Raw genomic sequence first — 18,625 nt, 5'->3', positions numbered from 1 at the left:
ATATGAAATATCTGTTATCAAGCATTAGTATCTTCGGTTTATTGTTAGTCGCCTATTGGCTCACAAGTGAAAGTAAAACTGATATGGTAGACGATACAAATTTAGAGGTTTCTGCTAGTGAGCCTCTATCAACATTAAGTCAAGAAAAGGTCAGTTTGGGCAAAATTGCTAATGGTGAACAACTCCCCCCTGACGTGCAAGATGCAAGCTTAGGTAGTGACGAAGATCAAGTCATACTGAGTCAAGTTGAGGCTCAGCAAAAACTGGTAGAAATGAAAACTAAAATTGATGTTTTAGTTCAAAAGTATGAAGACAGTTTGAGTGATCCTGAAGCTAGAGCAAGAGTTAGGCAGGAAATGGAAGTAATGATAAAGCAATATGACCAATTTGCGTTACAAGTCGCAATGGAGAAAATGAGAAATGGCTAATAGCTCAATGTTTCCCAAGCTTTTGTCAGTACTGTTTTTTGTGCTTGTAGTTGTGTTTGTATTTGTGTTTACGTCTCAAGCGCAAATTGTGTCTAACAAAAGCTTGCAGGTAAAGCCAACACCGGATCCTGTTAAGCATGCTGAATTTTTGCTTAAAAATTGGGACCAGACTAAGCCAACACTTGTTGCATTTAAAGACCCGCGTTGCCCGTACTGTATTAAAGCCTTTAAAAATATGGAAGTTTTAGACAACTACAATGTATTTGTATTCTGGGCACCCATTTTAGGAACGACGAGCCAAAGGCAAGTCGACACGTTTTTCAAATGTGAGCACCCTCTGGGTGACAAGGTCATTTCAGCGGTATTAACAAGAAAACAAGTAAGCTGTGAGCACGAAAGCAATGAAGTACTGAGATCGCTCAATGACGAAATGGTTCATGTCTACGATCCTCGTTCAGTTCCCCAGTATTGGTATGGTAACGAAAAAACGTGGATCTCTAGGTTGAAGCTCGCCACAACTAACCAACAGCGTATTCAAGCTTTAGCGCAACGCAGTGCTGTGAAAATACCTTGGAATCGCTATGAAGAATTCCGAGTCGAAAAAGAAGTAGATAGTAAACTAGAGGAAAAGGCTAACTTGGCTATCGTTGCTAATCGACAGGTATCGTTGATGGAGATCTCAACCAAAATCAAACCTCTTTCAAAACAATTCAATGTATTTCTTTTTTCCGCTGATAAATCGGACAGCCCAAAATTTAAAGAGTTTATTGTGCTGAATGATATTGCAGAATTAAATCAGGACTCTTATTTCCTTGAAGGGAAGAAGTTATCAAAGGCAGAGACTGACTGGATGCTTAGTCTATAAATGACTTGCGTTTAACTTCAGTATTACAAACAAATAAAGCCCAGATATTTCATACGAAGTCACTGGGCTTTTATTTGTCAGTCAAAGCAAAGGCGTTTGCCAAGCTTTATCTCTTAAGCAATATCTAATGATCTTCACTAGCGTGATTAATTGTGTACTTTGGAATTTCAACAACCAAATCTTCATCGCGAATAATTGCTTGGCAACCAAGGCGCGACTCGGCCTCTAGCCCCCATGCCTTGTCTAAAAGATCTTCTTCGAGTTCATCAGACTCAGCAAGAGAATCAAATCCTTCACGAACAATAATGTGGCAAGTAGTGCAAGCACATACTTTTTCACAGGCATGCTCAATACCAATTCCATTCTTTAATGCTAAATCCAACACCGAAGTACCTGTATCGCCCTCTAATACAGCACCATCGGGGCAAAGCTCATTATGAGGTAAAAAAATTACTTGTGGCATACTTCAATCCTAATTTAAATATCATCTACCGAATGACCAGCTAGCGCTTGCTGAATAGACTTATCCATTCTTCTCGCAGCAAAGTCTTGACTTAATTTATCAACAACATCGATGCCCTGTTTAATTGCATCAATGTCATCATTCGCGGCGCATTGTTTTAGTGAGTCTAAGGCATGATTAATTGCATCTCTTTCCTCATCTGAAAGCAATTCTTCGCCGTCTTCTGCCAAAGCACCTTGCATTGCTTCCAATACTCGACTTGCATCAACTTGTTGTTCTTTGAGCATTCTCGCTTGCATATCTTGCTTCGCGTTTTGCATGCTAGATTGCAACATATCTAGTATTTCTGATTCTTCTAAACCATAAGATGGTTTAACCTGAATTTCGGCCTGTACACCGCTAGATTTTTCCATAGCGGTAACATTCAATAAACCATCAGCATCTACCTGGAAAGTCACGCGGATATGCGCCGCACCGGCAGTCATAGGTGGAATGCCTTGTAAGGTAAACTTTGCTAATGAGCGACAATGGTCCACTAACTCTCGCTCACCTTGCAGTACATGCACCATCATTGCCGTTTGACCGTCTTTGAAGGTTGTAAACTCCTGCGCCTTAGCGACAGGTATTGTGGTGTTTCGCGGAATAATCTTTTCCACAAGCCCACCCATTGTCTCGATACCGAGAGAAAGGGGCAATACATCAAGTAACAACATGTCACTGTCGGGTTTGTTACCAACCAAAATATCCGCTTGTATGCCAGCGCCTATCGCTACAACCTTGTCTGGGTCGATAGAAGTTAATGGTGTCTTTCCAAAGAAATCACCAACTTGTTCTCGGACTAAAGGTACTCTCGTAGAGCCGCCAACCATGACCACATTGCTAACTTCATCAAATGTTACGCCAGCATCTTTCACTGCGCGTTTACACGTAGTGATTGTTTCGTTCACCAATTCGCTGATCAGTTGGTTAAATTCAGATAAACCAACTTCTATCTCAAGGCTTTCATCGGAGCCAACGAGTTGAATAGACGTTTTGTATATGTCTGAAGTGCTTAGAGCTTCTTTTATCTCTTTACCCGCATTCATTAAACGACGATGATTTTGTTTCTGGCTTGAAAGGTCTAAAGAAAGTTTTTCTGCAATTAAATCAGCTAGTAGGTGATCAAAATCATCTCCACCTAAGGCGGAATTGCCACTGGTAGACAATACTTCAAACACACCTTTGTTCAAACGAAGAATAGATACGTCGAATGTGCCACCGCCTAAATCGTAAACGGCGATTACGCCTTGTTCTTTACTATCTAGTCCATAAGCGATAGCTGCTGCAGTCGGTTCATTGAGCAAACGAAGTACGTTTAAACCAGCTAACTGCGCCGCGTCTTTTGTACTTTGTCTTTGTGCATCATCGAAATAGGCTGGTACCGTAATAACAGCACCTGTAATTTCTTCACCCATGCGAGCTTCAGCGCGTCGTTTTAGTGCGCCGAGAATATGCGATGAAACTTGAATAGGATTAAGCACGCCTTTTGGTGTGATAAAACGCGGCGAAACTGAGTCTTCAACAAATTGATAAGGTAGTTGATCCCACTCCGCTGTTACGTCGGCTAAGCTTCTGCCCATAAATCTTTTCACAGACATGATCGTATTTGCAGGATCAATATTTGAATTGTCTCTAGCGTGATAACCCACATCAATAGAGTTTTCAGAATAATGCACAACCGATGGCAATAAATGTCTTTCGTGTTCATCAGCTAAGGTGACGCATTGACCACTTTTTACAGCACTCACTAATGAATTGGTGGTACCCAAGTCGATCCCAATTCCTATTTTACGTTCATGCGGAGCCGCGCTTTGGCCTGGCTCAGCAATTTGTAATAATGCCATATAACTAAAACCTTTTATTTTGTTTGCAAACTAGCTATCAGTCATTCGATCCATTTTAGTATCGATTTCACTCGCCAGTTTGATCATAAACTTCATTTTACGCAGCTCTTGTGCTGCTGATTGATTATCTTGCTCGTTGTTGTTCAACAACAAAGCTGCAATTGCTTGTTCTTGCTGAGCTAACACTTGGTGATTGTCCGCAACTAATTTTTCAAGGGCTTCCACTGAATCAGCATCTTCTAATGCTTCTCGCCACTCCATTTGCTCCATGAGAAATTCGACATCCCCCACCGTATCTTGCTCGCTCGCTAACTCCACGCCTCGTAATTCCAAAAGATGCTCACCTCTTGAAATTGGAGATTGAAGCACCGAATAAGCATCATTGATTTGAGCATTTTTTGTGAGGTACATACGTTTCTGCTGTTCGCTAGCAGTCGCAAAACGATCAGGATGAGTAAGTTTTTGGAGTGTTTGATAGTGTTGCTTAAGCTTAACTAAGTCTAACTCGAACTGTTCAGGTAAATTGTATAGCTCAAAGTAATTCATCAAACAGAAGCCTTGCTTTGGAAAACGAAGAAAGCGCAAGCTATTTGTAGCTCAGCGCTTAAGAAAGGGTTATACGTTGAAGCTCTCACCGCAACCGCATTCGCCATTGGCGTTCGGGTTGTTAAATTGAAAACCTTCATTTAGACCTTCTTTGGAAAAGTCTAATTCTGTACCATCGAGGTAGGCGAGACTTTTACCATCAATGATAATGTTGACACCATTGTCTTCAAACATCTCATCGTCAGGATTAAGATCATCCACAAATTCGAGTACATAAGCCAAGCCAGAGCAACCAGTCGTCTTAACACCTAAGCGCAAACCTAAGCCTGAACCACGGCTTTCAAGAAATGATTTTGCACGAACAGCTGCAGCGTCAGTTACCTTAATACCCACTTGGATACTCCTTTTACTTTGTATTTAATCTTTAATGGTGAATCAATATCGTTTAAATAGTAAATCACAAAGCGCTCTTATTAAGAGCGCCATGTCTATTTAAGCGCTATGCTTCTTTTTATAATCAGCAACAGCTGCTTTAATTGCATCTTCTGCTAAAATTGAGCAGTGAATTTTAACTGGTGGTAAAGCCAATTCTGCTGCAATGTCAGTATTTTTAATTGAAGTTGCTTCGTCAATACTCTTGCCTTTTACCCACTCAGTTACTAAAGAACTGGAAGCAATAGCAGAGCCACAACCGTAAGTTTTGAATTTAGCATCTTCAATAATGCCATTAGCACCGACTTTAAGTTGAAGCTTCATTACGTCACCACAAGCAGGTGCACCGACCATACCTGTTGCTACTGTCGGATCATTTTTATCAAAACCGCCAACATTGCGAGGATTCTCGTAATGGTCAATTACTTTTTCACTATAAGCCATGATCTTGCCCTTAACGTTTTGCGCGACAAAAATACTAAGTATTTTAGATGGCGCTATTTTAAATCAATTTATTTTCTTTGTAACAAAGACAGCACTTGCTGATACTTCGTTGCAAAATACATATGCTTTGGAGAATAGCTTAGGGCTAGTCCAAAGCACTTTTATCCTAGTGAGCAGCCCAAACGACGCTGTCTAAATCAATACCTTCTTTGTACATGTCCCAAAGCGGAGACATTTCACGAAGTTTATCGATAGCGTTACGAATTACGTCTATGACGTAATCAATTTCTTCTTCGGTAGTAAATCGACCGATACTAAAGCGTATAGAGCTGTGAGCCAGTTCATCATTTAAACCAAGCGCTCGTAATACATACGAAGGTTCTAAGCTGGCAGACGTACATGCAGAACCTGAGGAAACTGCCATGTCTTTCAGTGCCATAATGAGAGACTCACCTTCAACGTAAGCGAAGCTCACGTTCAAGTTATGTGGTACTCTTTGTTCCCAATCACCGTTCAAATAAACAGCTTCAATATCTTTGACGCCGTTGTATAACTTGTCACGCAGTTTGCGAACGCGAACGTTTTCAGTTGCCATTTCTTCTTTGGCTAAACGGAAAGCTTCACCCATACCCACGATCTGATGCGTTGCTAAAGTACCCGAACGCATACCGCGCTCATGCCCACCACCGTGGATTTGAGCTTCTATGCGAACTCTAGGTTTGCGTGATACATACAAAGCGCCAATTCCTTTAGGACCGTAAGTCTTATGCGCAGAGAATGACATCAAATCAACGTTCAACTCTTGCAAGTCAATTGGTACTTTACCTGTGCTCTGTGCTGCATCGACATGGAACAAGATCTTACGTTCGCGGCAAATTTTACCAATTGCAGCGATGTCTTGGATAACACCAATCTCATTGTTAACATGCATGATGCTTATCAATACGGTGTCATCTCTCATCTCAGCCTGTAACTTATCCAAATCGACTAAGCCATTTGGCTCAGGCATCATATAAGTTACGTCGAAACCTTCACGCTCAAGTTGACGAGTCGTATCTAAAACAGCTTTGTGTTCAGTTTTTAGCGTAATAATGTGCTTTCCGCGTTTTTGATAAAACGTTGCCGCACCTTTAATAGCTAGGTTGTTAGATTCTGTTGCGCCCGATGTAAATACTATCTCTCTTGGATCGGCATTCACTAGGTCTGCAATTTGATTTCTTGCAATATCTACTGCTTCTTCCGCAACCCAACCAAAATGGTGAGAACGAGAAGCCGGGTTGCCGAAATTACCTTCGTTAGTTAGGCATTCTTTCATTTTTTCGGCGACACGAGGGTCAACTGGTGTTGTTGACGAATAATCTAAATAGATTGGTAACTTAATATTGCTCATTATCGCTCCGATTAAAGTTGCATACTTATTTCAATGTCGCTCACTAAATTTTTTGCTGTCGCCTTGTTCACATCTTGACGCCCAGCCACTTCTTGTACTTCATTCTTTATCATCAATTCGCCAATAGTGATGCTATTGAGAAATTGACTAATTCTATCGCTCAAGTCTTGCCACAGTGTGTGAGTTAAGCACCGTTGACCGCCTTGACAATCGGCCTGACCTTGACAACGCGTCGCGTCTACAGATTCATCAACAGCACGAATAACCTCGCCTATCGCTATATCACCTGCAGCTCGGCCTAACTTATAACCACCGCCAGGACCGCGTACACTCGATACTAATTGTTCTTTACGTAAACGAGAGAAAAGTTGTTCTAAATAAGACAAAGAAATTTCTTGTCGTTCAGAAATATCCGCTAATGAAACTGGTCCTTTTCGTGAATGCAGAGCAACATCGAGCATTGCAGTGACTGCATAACGACCTTTGGATGTCAGCTTCATACTTTCCTCACTTCATTGAACAGCCAGAAGGCTTAGATTTAATAAGGAAATTGTATATACCTGAGTAAAATTGTCAAGTATATACCCGACTATTTTACTAGGTTATTATTATCGCTAATTATTTTTATTACGATTTTTTCAAGTTTTTGCCAAAAAAGTCATTTTTGTAGCTTCAAGCACCACTAAATATGCGGATCAAATGCTTCAGCAGCTGCCTTCTTAATGACTGGGGAAATACCTGTTTCAGCGAAGTCTTCTACATCAAGTTTAGGTATTGAATCAGAGCATACATCTCCGCCAAGTGATTGAATCACTTTACACATCTCTGCTACTTTAGTGTCCATTTGATGCACATGTTCAAGCATAATGCCCATCGCATTTGCGACTGGATCTGGGTTCTCTTCGCTGACAGCATAAGCATCGAAACCATATTTTTTAGCGATAACTTGACGTTTGCTTTTTGCTTCAGGCGATTCATTTTCATCATGTTCTTTTTGCAGAAGATTACGCCCAGGAATGCCAACACAGGTTGCGTTATCTGGCACGTCTCTTACTACAACTGAGTTTGAACCAACACGTGCATTCTTACCGATCGTTATCGGACCGAGAACTTGCGCTCCTGCACCTACAACTGAATTCGCCTCTAAAGTTGGGTGTCTTTTTCCTGCTTTCCAACTCGTTCCACCCAAGGTAACACCGTGATAGAGAGTGACATCATCGCCTACAATCGCGGTCTCACCAATAACCACACCCATACCATGGTCGATGAAGACTCTACGGCCTAATTTTGCGCCGGGATGGATTTCAATGCCGGTCAAGAAACGAGAGATATTGGATAAGAAGCGGGCAATCCAATTGAGCTTCCACAACCAAAGTTGATGGCTAACACGATGCATCCAAATAGCATGTAAACCAGGGTAATTGAATAGTACTTCTAATGTGTTTCTGGCCGCTGGATCACGGTGAAAAACACTCTTGATATCTTCACGTATACGACTCAGCATTATTCTTTATTCCCATTTACTTTGTCTATTGAAGACAGCATGCCACGTAAAATATTCAGTTCTTGTACTTCAGGGCGCGCACGATTAAACAAACGGCGTAGTTTCGTCATAACCATACCGGGATGATTTGGCACTATAAAATTAACCTCTTTCAAGGTTTTCTCTAAGTGTACGTAAAAGCGCTCTAAATCTTCATTTAATGGGTACTCTGCTTCTTCATTCGGTGCGAATTTTGCTGCTTCAATATCTAAATGATTCACTCGAATTTCGTAGCACAGTGTTTGCACCGCAGCGGCAATGTTCAATGAGCTGTAATCTGGGTTAGCAGGAATACAAACGTGGAAATGGCATTGCTGCAACTCTTCATTACTCAAGCCATTATTCTCACGGCCGAACACTAAAGCTACTGGGTAGTTTCCTGATTCAACCACCAGCTTTTCGCCACACTCTCTGGGTGTGAGCATTGGCCATGGCAATGTTCTTGAACGCGCTGAAGTACCTACCACTAATCCACAATCACTTACCGCTTCTTCAAGCGTTGATACGATAGTTGCATTCGCTAATACGTCTCCAGCTCCCGCAGCTAAAGCACTCGACTTACCATCAGGCGGAGTTATAGGGTCAACTAAATACAATGAGCTAAGTCCCATTGTTTTCATTGCGCGCGCCGCAGAGCCAATGTTGCCTGTGTGGCTTGTGTTGACTAAAACAATGCGAATGTCTGAGAGCATGAAAATATTCCGTCGAATTTTGCTAGTATGCCAATTTTTATATGGCTCTGAAAAGTAGAAGCGCCTCTGGAGAAGAGATAAAATACCCGCCCCAATCAGTCTGCTGTTACCCAATTTACTGGGCGCGAAGTTTATCACAATGAATAATAGCTGTCTTTTGCAAAAAGGTAATAAAATATACCCCTTACTTTAGAGCACCAATGATGAAAACAAACTATCCAATAATTCGTTTTACTTCACTTAATAAGTCGTCAACATACGGTTTGATATCAGCGTACGAGGGATTGTCATTTTTGATATGAGTTTCCAGTTGCGTCGCTTTTGAACTTAACTCAGAAAATCCAAAGAGTTGTGAGGCTCCGGAGAGGCGATGAGCTAATGAGCGTAAGGCAGGAATGTTCTCTTTTTCTATTTCTGCATTAAATTGGGCAAGCTCTTTGTATAGGCTTGTTTTAAATTCATCAATTAAATCAGACATATCGACATTCCCAAGCATCGAATTTGCTCTTCTCATAGCATCATCATCATGACCATTAAAAAAGGTCGCGATTGTAGAAATGAGCAGTTTTCTATCAATTGGTTTTTGAATGTAACCATCAAAACCTAGGGAGAAATAATGATCCACTTCGTTAGTCATAGCATTGGCAGTTAGTGCAATGATGGGTTTCTCAAAGCCGAGCTCACGCAATGCTTTATAAGCCTGAATACCATCCATATTTGGCATTTGAATGTCCATCAACACGACTTCTGGCTCATGTTCCTGGCATAGACGGATAGCCTCATAACCATCAGCAGCGGTATAAACGGTCAAACCTAATTTGGATAACAAGCGAGAAATAAAACGACGATTATCTGCATGGTCTTCCGCCAGCAATATTTTCCCTTGGAATAAAGGTTCCGATGATAAAGAGTTTAAATCAAGACTGACCGCAGGCACCTCAGTACCAACGGCCATTTCTGGCATCGGCATGCTAAAGGTAAAGACACTTCCTTCGTCCACAACACTCTTAACAGTGATCTCACCTTTCATCAACACCGCAAGCTGATTTGACAAATGTAAACCTAAACCTGAGCCACCGAATCGACGTCTTATACTGCTGTCGCCTTGAGTAAAGCTACCAAAGACTTGTTCTAGCTGCTCCTTACTAATACCGATTCCAGTATCTTTAACATTGAAGACTAAGTTGCCATCCTTCATTAATACTTCTAGTGTCACATGTCCTTCAAGAGTGAATTTCAGAGCATTGGATAACAAGTTTATTAATATTTGCTTTAAGCGAAGTCCGTCTATATCAATCACAAATGGCTTAGGTAAGTTTTCTTCTAGACTAAATGATAAGCCTTTCACTCTAGCCTGCATGGAAAACATTGTGTTGATGTTACTCAGTAAGGTATGCAAATCCTGTGGTGCATATTCTAACTCAAATTTGTTTTCTTCAATTTTAGTCAAATCAAGAATGTCGTTTAATAAAGCCAATAAGTACAGGCTACTGTCGTGAATAATCTCAACTTCTTTATAAATATCTTCAGGCTTTACATCTCGGCAAATAATGGCTTCCGCTTGCCCAATTACGGTCGTCAACGGCGTTCGAATTTCATGACTCATGTTGGCAAGGAATTGTGTTTTAATTCTATTAGCTACTGCCAACTTTTCAGACTCCTCAGCAATGTCAGCCGTTTTCTCTGCGACCTGTTGCTCCAGCCTGATCACTGCTCTTTTTTGAATTTGCATGTAGTAGAGAAACCCGAGTAAACTCAGACCAATATAAACTACGATCATCCACCAACGCTGCCAAAAAGGAATACCTATAGTCAAGTTTATAGCCAGTTCATCTTGGTACCATAACTTATCTTTGAGTTTGGCGCGCACACGAAGAACATAATCACCACCACTTAAGTTTGTATAGGTTGCAGTACTGTTATTACCATTATCTATCCACCCCTTATCAAATCCATCTAAAAAATAACTATACTGAATTTGACGAGCATTCAATAAATCCAAGGTCGCAAACTCGAACTTCAAATTGCTTTGGCTGTGATGTAACTCAATGCCATCCTCTTTAATCTGCATCAAATTAAATTTTTCAGGGCTGCCTAGTACTTCAAAATTAGTGAGTACAGTGCCTTCATCAAGCGTCGGAGACTGCAGAGCTGAGGGCGTAAAATATGAAATACCATCTCTACTAGAAAGAAATATCGTCCCATCTGACTGCCGTATCGTGGGATTATAAAAATATCGCGAACCTGGTAAGCCGTCTCTCTTATCAAAATGCTGGAATTCGCCATTTGAAGGATTAAAGCGACTAACACCGATCGGCGTTACTAACCACAACACGCCATTACTATCTTCGCTGATAAAACGAACACCTCTGTTATCTCTCTCAATAAATTCATGACTGACTACTTTTCTTTCACCTGTTATTTGGTCAACAAGGTAGAGACCTGATTTATTGCTGATCCAAAGTTGACGCTTACTATCGACAAAAATAGTGTAAATGTAATTATAGTTTTCACTTAGTTCGATTTTATCTTCTGGACCACTAAATAAATTGAGTGTTTTATTCTCAGGATCCCATTTATACAAACGGTTATTAACAGCTACCCAATTATTATCAAAAGGGTCTAAATATAGTTCCACTAAGGAGTTTATCCGATTACCTGAAGGCTCTAAATCCACGCTTTCAAACGTAGCACTTTTTGAATTTACAATAAAAAGTCTGTCTGGGGCTGCAACCCAAATATTGTCAGCTGAATCTTTTTCTAAGTCCTTTATGCTTTCAAAATCTTCCCACCATTTACGTGGTGGTGAAACTTCAATTTGTTTTCCGTCTAAATCCAGCTTGTAAAGGTTTTGATCACTTGCATACCAAATGTCACCATTTGAGGCTTGAACAATATATTTGATCGCAGGACTTATTTCACCGCTGGTCAAGCTTGTGATTTCTTTAGTCTCAGGTACCCACTTCTGCAAACCAATTTGCGAGGTTCCTATCAAAACACTGTCATCATTTGCAATTTCCAGTGCAAAAGCGGTTTTAACACGAGGCTCATCAAACGATTGAAAAATATTAGTTCGGGTGATCTTATAAACACCAACCCCTTCGCAGCTCAACCATATAGTACCTTGTTTATCCTGAAAGAGTGTTTGGCTGCAACTATCATCAAAAGAAAGTGGTACTTTTTTCAGTGTGTTATCTTCATCAGTAAAGTAAAAAACGCCGTAATCGGTGCTTACCCAGTATTCACCAAAATCAGTAGAAATCATTGCATAAATAGGCCCTAAATTCGGCACTATTGTATTTTCTATTTCTGAAAATTCTGCACTTTGTGTATCGAAGAAAACGAGGCCATTGTGGGTGCCTAAATATAAATTACCATCGGGGTTCACCTCTATTGCTCTTATTTTATTGATGTCTTGGAGCAATGCTTTTGGTTCGGGAAAATAATGCGTAAATTCTTCTGTTTCTTTGTCTAACTTATTAAGCCCAAAGCCGGTCGCTAGCCATATTTTTCCGGCTTCTGATTGCGCTATATCCCAAACTCGTTGATCAGAAATACTGGTTTCATTAGTACTTTGTACACTAAAACGCTGAAAACCTTGTGTTTTACTATTGAAGCGGTTGAGCCCTCGACTATAGGTGCCAAACCAAAGTGTTTGATCAGCATCTTCGAAAATGCTTTGTACCTTAAAATCACTAATTGAGTCGGGTTTGTCTTGCTGATGTGTGAATTGAGTAAATGTTTGCGAGCGTGAATCTAATTTTATTACGCTACCTCCCCAACTACCTATCCATAAATTACCTTCATTGTCTAAAGTTAAATTACCTGCATTGTCATTCGGTAGTGAGTTGGGATCTGCGGGGTCGTGATGAAATACGACAACATTTTTACCGTCATAACGCATAATGCCATTGTAGCCAGTACCGAACCAAAGGAAGCCGTCTTTATCTTGCACGATCGAAAAAATAATTGACGAAGTAAAACCATCGTTTTCATTTAGTAATTCGTGTTGATACTCTGTTGCTGATGCCTTATGCATAGTCATTAAGAACATTGAGAACAGACAACAGTATTTGATTAAACTATTCAACAACAGAAAGCCTTTAGATACTTCGACTAGAGCTAAATTAAAAGCACAAATCGCGAAAAATGTTAACGTTTAGAGCTGAGTATGTGCCACACATTGAACAGACAAAATCGCTGACCTGTGGCGAGTATAACTGATTTTATGAGCCATGAAAAACACCAATAGACCCACTGCTGGCTTTCTGTTAATATACGCGCGTTTTTTGGTCACGCGGCCCTTTTGATGGCGGCTTATCGCTATCGCTTTAAGTGCGTGACTCAACCGTTCTTTTTACAACTTGGTGGTTTTACTATGCATCCTATGCTTAATATCGCTGTGCGCGCAGCTCGCTCAGCCGGAAACGTAATCGCTCGTGGATTTGAAAATTTCGACGACCTACAAATCGAACAAAAAGGCGAAAATGATTTCGTTACAAAAGTTGACAAGGAAGCTGAACAGGCCATCATTCATAAGATCCAACAATCATACCCAGACCATACATTTGTTGGTGAAGAAGGCGGAATTGTTGAAGGTGACCCAGACTTCAAATGGATCATCGACCCATTAGATGGTACGACCAACTTCATTAAAGGTATCCCTCACTTTGCAGTTTCAATTGCATTGCAATACAAAGGCCGACTAGACCAAGCCGTTGTATTTGATCCAATTCGTGGTGAATTATTTACGGCTAGCCGTGGTAACGGTGCGCAACTTAATGGCCATCGCATTCGCGCAAGTCAAGCGAAGGAACTCAGTAACACTATTCTAGCGACAGCCTTTCCGTTCAAAAACAAAGATGCATTGAACGACTACATGGCAAGCTTCAGCAAAATATTTACTGAAAGTGGTGATATTCGTAGGGGTGGATCTGCAGCCCTCGATATGGCTTATGTAGCAGCTGGTCGTTTCGATGGTTATTGGGAACGTGGAATCAAACCATGGGATATCGCTGCTGGCGAATTGCTTGTTCGTGAGTCAGGTGGTTTGGTTACCGACTTTGCTGGCGGAAACGACCCATTATTGAGTGGCGAAATTGTTGCTGGTAGTGCGCGCGTCGTTCAAGCTTTGGTTAAACAGCTGAAGTAAGTAGTGTATACATGATAGTGAGCGCTTTACCTATGGTTAAGAGCTCATTAACGACCCTCATTAGCCACATTCCATTAACAAGTTATCTACAATAGAATTCGCTATATAAGATATGAAAAACCCGCCAATCTTTACAGATTGGCGGGTTTTCTTTTTATAGTCTTAAAGAGTATTTGGATACTATAAGGGCTCCAAATCTTCTCCTTCTTTTTCTACCTCTGTCGGTATCAAATCATCTCTACTAATGCCTAGTGCTAAACCAACGGCACTCGCAATGTAAACAGAAGAATAGGTACCAATAACCACACCAAATAATAATGCAGTAGCAAAGCCGTGAATTAACGCTCCGCCTTTGTAAAACAGTGCAACCAATACCAATATTGTTGTTAAAGAGGTAATGATAGTTCTATTTAAAGTCTGAGTGAGTGAAATATTAATCACTTCAATAGGTTCTGCTTTGCGAATTTTTCGGAAGTTTTCACGAATACGATCCGAGACAACAATAGTATCGTTGAGTGAATAACCGATTACAGCGAGCACCGCCGCTAAAACAGTTAAATCAAACTCTAGTTGTAAAAATGAAAACAAGCCTAAGGTTAAGATGACATCGTGCGCCAAAGCCGCTACAGAGCCCAAAGCAAAACGGTATTCGAATCGCATGGCCACATATATCAAGATACAGATAAGTGCGACTAACATTGCTAAACCACCTTGCTCTGTCAATTCTTCACCAACATTTGGTCCAACGAACTCGATTCGGCGCATGTCAACTTGAGTACCGTCAGCACGCAAGGTCACCATCACTTGGTCACCAATTTCAACCGCTTTCACACCTTCTCTTGGCGCAAGGCGAATCAATACGTCCTGGCTACTACCGAAGTTTTGTACAACAGCATCACTATACCCTGCACTCTCCATTTGAGCTCTGATAGCCTCAAGGTTGGCAGGTTGCTCATAACCAACTTCGATTAATGTTCCACCGGTGAAATCTAAGCCCCAATTTAACTGGTTCACAGCAAGTGAGACAATAGATGCGATGATTAACAATGTAGAAAAAATCATTGCCGGAACTCGTAACTTCATAAAGTTTACGGTTTCGTTTAGTTTTAGTAATTGAAATCCTTTGAATAACATAAGCTTCTCCTATATCGCTAAATTGGTCACGCGTCTACCGCCCCATATGCCATTAACTAGCACACGAGTAACGACAATCGCCGTGAACATTGATGTAGCGATACCTATCATCAACGTAATTGAGAAACCTTTGATTGGTCCTGTACCAACTGCAAACAGGATCAGACCAGCAAGGAATGTAGTGATATTGGCGTCTAAGATGGTAGAGAACGCACTGTCGTAACCGAAATGAATTGCCTGTTGTGGACTTCGCCCATCACGCAACTCTTCTCTTATTCTTTCAAAAATCAGCACGTTCGCATCAACAGCCATACCAACAGTCAGAACGATACCCGCCATTCCCGGTAAGGTTAAGGTCGCACCTGGGATCATCGAAATAATACCAACAATCATTACGAGATTAAGCAGCAGTGCAATATTTGCAACGATACCAAATGCACGATAATAAATGAGCATGAATACAAGAACACCAGCCAAGCCCCAAATAATCGCTGTCATACCAAGTTCAATGTTTTCTTTACCTAAGCTTGGGCCAACTGTGCGTTCTTCTACTATTTGAATAGGAGCAATCAATGCACCCGCTCTTAACAGCAAAGATAACTCTCGGGCTTCAGAAGGAGAATCTAATCCAGTGATTTGAAACGACGAACCTAATTGAGCTTGAATTGTCGCAACACTAATAATCTCTTCTTTCTTCTCGAAAACTAGCTTGCCATTCGCGTCGCGCTCATCAGTTGCTTTGTATTCGATGAACACTGTAGCCATAGGCTTTTGGATGTTTTCTTTGGTCGCTTTTGACCATTTAGCGCCACCTTTAGAGTCAAGGTCGATGCTCACATTTGGCACACCGTATTGATCAACGCCACTATTGGCATCAATAATATGTGAACCAGTCAACATGATCTGTTTCTTCAATAAATAAGGTTGGCCATTCTTATGATAAATCACTTCTGAGCCAGCGGGCGCTCTGCCTCGCATAGCATCTCGAACATCGTTCTTCTCATCCAGCATACGAAACTCAAGTGTCGCTGTTGCATTCAGAATTTCTTTCGCTTTCGCGGTATCTTGGATACCTGGAAGTTGAACAACAATGCGCTCCTGGCCTTGCTTTTGCACTAGTGGCTCAGCAACACCAAGTTGGTTTATTCTGCTGCGAATGATGGTTACGTTCTGTTTAACCGCAGCGTCGCGAATTTCGGCTAAGCGAGCTTCAAGGAAAGTAGCTCGTAAAGTTAAGTCATCACGCTCTGTAATGGCTAAATTACCGAACTGGTTTCGCAAGTAGAACTGAGCTTTATCGAGCATCTCCGCATCGCGAAAAATGATGTCAACTGAATCAGGGTTTTGAACGACAGTGCGATAAAAAATTCTTTCCTCGCGTAACTGTAGCTTGAAATCACCAACAACATCTTCGTAAGCTTTAGTCGTTGCACTATTCATATCAACTTCCATAAGGAAGTGAACGCCGCCACGTAAATCTAAGCCCAACTTCATAGGGCCAGCACCAAAGGCCTCTAGCCAATCTGGAGTATCTGGCGCTAAGTTCATCGCAACAACATAGTCGTCATCATCAAGTTTGCTATCAATCAGTTCTCTCGCAATTAGCTGAGTGTCTGAATCGAGAAGGCGAACCAAAATCCTGTCGTTTTCAAGTTCAATTGCCTTGATGGCAATATTCTCTTCTGTCAAAGAACGTTCAACTGAATCTTTTAATGCTTCCGTTACAGTTGCGTTCTTACTTGCAGAAATTTGAATGGCGTGATCTTCGCCATAAATATTAGGCGTGGCATATAAGGCTGTTATACCAACAACCAATATGACCAAAATATATTTCCATAATGGAGTTTTATTTAACACAATGGGACCCTACAAAAGCAGAAAAGCACCTCGATATACTCTTTGGTGCTACTCTGCTCTTTGTTGAAAAATTAAATTGACTTCATTGTGCCTTTCGGCAAAACAGCGCTTACTGCTGATTTTTGTACAACAATGTTATTCGATTCGTTTAAGGCAATTTCGATGAAATCTTTCTCATCGCTCACTTTCGTGATTTTACCCACTAAGCCGCCTTGAGTCAGTACTTCATCACCTTTTGACAATGATGAAACAAGGTTTTTATGTTCTTTTACACGCTTCGCTTGAGGGCGATATAGTAGAAAATAGAAAATTAAACCAAAAACAGCCAACATGATTAACATGCCAAACTCACCACCTGGTTGAGCGCTTGCTGCGTCTTGTGCGTGTGCACTTGAAATTAAAAAGCTCATATACATCCTCGTTTATTTCGTTTTTATTGTTGTTTTACGTCCTTGCTCTCTGAATACCATAGGGAGCAAAATTTTGTGTTATTCCTCTAAAGGAGGAACTGGCATATCTTTCTGCGCATAGAATTCAGCAACAAAACTGTCTAATTCGCCCGCTGCAATTGCATTACGCAAGCCATCCATAATTCTTTGATAGTATCTCAAGTTATGGATAGTATTTAATCTTGAACCAAGTATCTCATTGCACTTGTCTAAGTGATGTAGATATGACCGAGAATAATTTTTACAAGTGTAACAGTCACATTTTTCATCTAAAGGGCCCGTATCTGTTTTGTGAACAGCATTACGAATTTTTACCACACCTTCGGTAACGAACAGATGTCCATTACGCGCATTCCTTGTCGGCATTACACAATCAAACATGTCAATACCGCGGCGCACAGCCTCTACGATATCTTCAGGTTTACCTACGCCCATCAAATAACGTGGTTTGTTTTCAGGAATTTTTGGCGCTGTGTGATTGATGATACGGATCATATCTTCTTTAGGCTCTCCGACGGATAAGCCACCTATCGCATATCCATCAAAACCGATATCTTCCAAACCTTCTAATGAAGTATCACGAAGGTGTTCATACATACCACCTTGAATGATGCCAAATAATGCTGAGGGATTATCACCGTGGGCGTCTTTACTTCGTTGCGCCCAACGCAATGACATTTCCATTGAATCAGATGCTTCTTTTTCCGTCGCTGGATAAGGCGTGCACTCATCAAAAATCATGACAATGTCCGAACCTAAATCGCGCTGCACTTCCATAGACTTCTCAGGAGTAAGCAAGATTTTTTCACCATTAATAGGGGAACGGAATGTGACGCCGTTTTCAGTAATTTTTCTTAAATCACCAAGCGAGAAAACCTGGAAACCACCTGAATCGGTAAGAATGGGTTTTTGCCAATGCATGAAATCATGCAAGTCACCGTGTTGCTTGATAATGCCCGTGCCTGGACGAAGCATTAAGTGGAATGTGTTACCCAAACAAATATGAGCACCTGACTCATCGAGCTCTTCAGGTGTCATACCTTTAACGGTGCCGTATGTACCGACGGGCATAAACGCTGGTGTTTCAACTACACCACGATCAAAAATAAGCTGGCCGCGACGTGCTTTGCCGTCTTTCGCCATTAAATTGAATTTCATTTATAAACCTAAAATTCGCGATTCAGTGCGCTTGCCATGCCAAACCACCACCGAATCCAACGTTTTTCTAATATTGCACATCATGCGATGAAAATGGCAATGATGAATGCAAAATGAAAAACGCATCTGACTAATTTATACAGTAATCAAACATACGGGCTGTTTACTGTGAATGCTTCCTATGAATTG

The 18,625-nt window shown here is 41.0% G+C and carries 17 protein-coding genes; 3 read left to right on the top strand and 14 right to left on the bottom strand.

Annotation, left to right across the window (positions count from 1 at the left end):
• Positions 1-2 precede the first annotated feature (2 nt).
• Complete coding sequence (locus tag ACKLNX_RS11660; protein ID WP_412972480.1) at positions 3-428, top strand: hypothetical protein; 426 nt, start codon at positions 3-5, stop codon at positions 426-428.
• On the top strand, positions 421-1,293 hold the full coding sequence (locus tag ACKLNX_RS11655) for a hypothetical protein (RefSeq protein WP_412972479.1): 873 nt from the start codon (positions 421-423) through the stop codon (positions 1,291-1,293). The genes ACKLNX_RS11660 and ACKLNX_RS11655 overlap by 8 nt, the downstream gene beginning before the upstream one ends.
• 124 nt (positions 1,294-1,417) lie before the next feature.
• On the opposite strand, the gene fdx is transcribed toward ACKLNX_RS11655, so the two are convergent.
• From fdx to ACKLNX_RS11605, 10 genes are all read right to left on the bottom strand, one after another.
• Entirely contained in the window at positions 1,418-1,756 is a 339-nt protein-coding gene (gene fdx, locus ACKLNX_RS11650) for an ISC system 2Fe-2S type ferredoxin (protein WP_411694946.1), read from the bottom strand.
• A gap of 14 nt (positions 1,757-1,770) precedes the next feature.
• Positions 1,771-3,639, bottom strand: a complete 1,869-nt coding sequence (gene hscA, locus ACKLNX_RS11645; protein ID WP_412972478.1) for a Fe-S protein assembly chaperone HscA — start codon at positions 3,637-3,639, stop codon at positions 1,771-1,773.
• 30 nt (positions 3,640-3,669) lie between these two features.
• Positions 3,670-4,185 carry a Fe-S protein assembly co-chaperone HscB gene (gene hscB, locus ACKLNX_RS11640; protein ID WP_411694948.1) on the bottom strand — a complete coding sequence of 172 codons (516 nt, stop codon included), beginning with the start codon at positions 4,183-4,185 and terminating at the stop codon, positions 3,670-3,672.
• Between the two features lie 69 nt (positions 4,186-4,254).
• Complete coding sequence (iscA, locus tag ACKLNX_RS11635; RefSeq protein WP_411694949.1) at positions 4,255-4,578, bottom strand: iron-sulfur cluster assembly protein IscA; 324 nt, start codon at positions 4,576-4,578, stop codon at positions 4,255-4,257.
• A 99-nt stretch (positions 4,579-4,677) separates the two neighbouring features.
• On the bottom strand, positions 4,678-5,061 hold the full coding sequence (iscU, locus tag ACKLNX_RS11630; protein WP_411694950.1) for a Fe-S cluster assembly scaffold IscU: 384 nt from the start codon (positions 5,059-5,061) through the stop codon (positions 4,678-4,680).
• Between the two features lie 166 nt (positions 5,062-5,227).
• Positions 5,228-6,451 (bottom strand): IscS subfamily cysteine desulfurase, encoded by a 1,224-nt coding sequence (locus tag ACKLNX_RS11625; protein WP_411694951.1) that lies wholly within the window; start codon positions 6,449-6,451, stop codon positions 5,228-5,230.
• Positions 6,452-6,462: 11 nt separating this feature from the next.
• Complete coding sequence (iscR, locus tag ACKLNX_RS11620) at positions 6,463-6,951, bottom strand: Fe-S cluster assembly transcriptional regulator IscR (protein ID WP_411694952.1); 489 nt, start codon at positions 6,949-6,951, stop codon at positions 6,463-6,465.
• 182 nt (positions 6,952-7,133) lie between these two features.
• Positions 7,134-7,955, bottom strand: a complete 822-nt coding sequence (cysE, locus tag ACKLNX_RS11615; RefSeq protein ID WP_411694953.1) for a serine O-acetyltransferase — start codon at positions 7,953-7,955, stop codon at positions 7,134-7,136.
• Complete coding sequence (gene trmJ, locus ACKLNX_RS11610; RefSeq protein ID WP_412972477.1) at positions 7,955-8,686, bottom strand: tRNA (cytosine(32)/uridine(32)-2'-O)-methyltransferase TrmJ; 732 nt, start codon at positions 8,684-8,686, stop codon at positions 7,955-7,957. Before trmJ ends, cysE begins: the two co-directional genes overlap by 1 nt.
• Before the next feature lie 214 nt (positions 8,687-8,900).
• Complete coding sequence (locus ACKLNX_RS11605; RefSeq protein WP_412972476.1) at positions 8,901-12,731, bottom strand: two-component regulator propeller domain-containing protein; 3,831 nt, start codon at positions 12,729-12,731, stop codon at positions 8,901-8,903.
• A gap of 333 nt (positions 12,732-13,064) precedes the next feature.
• Here ACKLNX_RS11605 and suhB point away from each other — a divergent pair, with 333 nt between their 5' ends.
• Complete coding sequence (suhB, locus tag ACKLNX_RS11600; protein ID WP_411695087.1) at positions 13,065-13,838, top strand: inositol-1-monophosphatase; 774 nt, start codon at positions 13,065-13,067, stop codon at positions 13,836-13,838.
• A gap of 180 nt (positions 13,839-14,018) precedes the next feature.
• Here suhB and secF read toward each other — a convergent pair whose 3' ends face one another.
• From secF to tgt, 4 genes are all read right to left on the bottom strand, one after another.
• Positions 14,019-14,972, bottom strand: coding sequence for a protein translocase subunit SecF (gene secF / locus ACKLNX_RS11595; RefSeq protein ID WP_411694956.1), 954 nt, complete (start codon positions 14,970-14,972; stop codon positions 14,019-14,021).
• Positions 14,973-14,981: 9 nt separating this feature from the next.
• On the bottom strand, positions 14,982-16,829 hold the full coding sequence (gene secD, locus ACKLNX_RS11590; RefSeq protein ID WP_412972475.1) for a protein translocase subunit SecD: 1,848 nt from the start codon (positions 16,827-16,829) through the stop codon (positions 14,982-14,984).
• A 71-nt stretch (positions 16,830-16,900) separates the two neighbouring features.
• Positions 16,901-17,239 (bottom strand): preprotein translocase subunit YajC, encoded by a 339-nt coding sequence (yajC, locus tag ACKLNX_RS11585; RefSeq protein WP_412972474.1) that lies wholly within the window; start codon positions 17,237-17,239, stop codon positions 16,901-16,903.
• Positions 17,240-17,317: 78 nt separating this feature from the next.
• A complete protein-coding gene (gene tgt / locus ACKLNX_RS11580; RefSeq protein ID WP_411694959.1) occupies positions 17,318-18,436 on the bottom strand; it encodes a tRNA guanosine(34) transglycosylase Tgt in 1,119 nt (372 codons plus the stop codon).
• Positions 18,437-18,625 lie beyond the last annotated feature (189 nt).

It is taken from the genome of Glaciecola sp. MF2-115, from assembly GCF_047250385.1.
GTDB lineage: Bacteria > Pseudomonadota > Gammaproteobacteria > Enterobacterales > Alteromonadaceae > Glaciecola.
Note: the sequence above shows the minus strand (reverse complement) of the source record. Positions and strands in the feature narration are given on the sequence as shown.

Coding starts and splice junctions, on each gene's coding strand:
- cysE (WP_411694953.1), bottom strand. CDS start 7,955: ATGCTGAGTCGTATACGTGAAGATATCAAGAGTGTTTTTCACCGTGAT.
- hscA (WP_412972478.1), bottom strand. CDS start 3,639: ATGGCATTATTACAAATTGCTGAGCCAGGCCAAAGCGCGGCTCCGCAT.
- trmJ (WP_412972477.1), bottom strand. CDS start 8,686: ATGCTCTCAGACATTCGCATTGTTTTAGTCAACACAAGCCACACAGGC.
- iscU (WP_411694950.1), bottom strand. CDS start 5,061: ATGGCTTATAGTGAAAAAGTAATTGACCATTACGAGAATCCTCGCAAT.
- suhB (WP_411695087.1), top strand. CDS start 13,065: ATGCATCCTATGCTTAATATCGCTGTGCGCGCAGCTCGCTCAGCCGGA.
- ACKLNX_RS11655 (WP_412972479.1), top strand. CDS start 421: ATGGCTAATAGCTCAATGTTTCCCAAGCTTTTGTCAGTACTGTTTTTT.
- ACKLNX_RS11605 (WP_412972476.1), bottom strand. CDS start 12,731: ATGACTATGCATAAGGCATCAGCAACAGAGTATCAACACGAATTACTA.
- secF (WP_411694956.1), bottom strand. CDS start 14,972: ATGTTATTCAAAGGATTTCAATTACTAAAACTAAACGAAACCGTAAAC.
- fdx (WP_411694946.1), bottom strand. CDS start 1,756: ATGCCACAAGTAATTTTTTTACCTCATAATGAGCTTTGCCCCGATGGT.
- ACKLNX_RS11660 (WP_412972480.1), top strand. CDS start 3: ATGAAATATCTGTTATCAAGCATTAGTATCTTCGGTTTATTGTTAGTC.
- ACKLNX_RS11625 (WP_411694951.1), bottom strand. CDS start 6,451: ATGAGCAATATTAAGTTACCAATCTATTTAGATTATTCGTCAACAACA.
- hscB (WP_411694948.1), bottom strand. CDS start 4,185: ATGAATTACTTTGAGCTATACAATTTACCTGAACAGTTCGAGTTAGAC.
- tgt (WP_411694959.1), bottom strand. CDS start 18,436: ATGAAATTCAATTTAATGGCGAAAGACGGCAAAGCACGTCGCGGCCAG.
- yajC (WP_412972474.1), bottom strand. CDS start 17,239: ATGAGCTTTTTAATTTCAAGTGCACACGCACAAGACGCAGCAAGCGCT.
- iscR (WP_411694952.1), bottom strand. CDS start 6,951: ATGAAGCTGACATCCAAAGGTCGTTATGCAGTCACTGCAATGCTCGAT.